Origin of the sequence: Polaribacter sp. BAL334 (assembly GCF_015767435.1) — a bacterium.
GTDB lineage: Bacteria > Bacteroidota > Bacteroidia > Flavobacteriales > Flavobacteriaceae > Polaribacter.
The window spans coordinates 1-555 of sequence record NZ_JADWOV010000278.1; the positions used below are offsets into that span (position 1 = coordinate 1).

Consider the following 555-nt stretch of genomic DNA (forward strand, 5'->3'; position numbering starts at 1 on the left):
ATTTAACTCCACTTCGTATGTTCATTTGCTTGCAGAAGTGATGAGAAGAGCCTATGCTGATCGTGCAGCACATTTGGGTGATCCTGACTTTAATCTAGAGATGCCTTTGGAGCGTTTAACATCAAAGGAGTTTGCCAAAAAACGTTATGCCAATATGGATATGACCAAAGCATCTGTGAGTGATGCTTCCAAATTCGGACATCCTTATGATGGTGAAAACACCACTCATTTTTCCGTAGTTGACAAAGAAGGTAATGCTGTTTCGCTGACATATACCTTAGAATATTCCTATGGATCAAGAATGGGCTCAAACAATCTTGGATTTATCTTTAACAATGAAATGGGTGATTTTAATCCGGTACCAGGCATGACCACAACAACAGGTCAAATAGGCAGTGATCCGAATCTTATTGCTCCAGAAAAGAGAATGCTATCAAGTATGACTCCCACCATTGTTGTGAAAAATGGCAAACCTCAATTGATTATTGGCACTCCTGGTGGAAGAACAATTATCAATACCGTTTTTCAAACTGTTTTAAATGTATTATCCTATGA

The 555-nt window shown here is 38.6% G+C and carries 1 protein-coding gene; it reads left to right on the plus strand.

The window, feature by feature from the left end; genetic code table 11:
• Positions 1-555: gamma-glutamyltransferase (locus tag IU405_RS07815; RefSeq protein WP_197438056.1), on the plus strand; the 555-nt coding region annotated here is incomplete at both ends.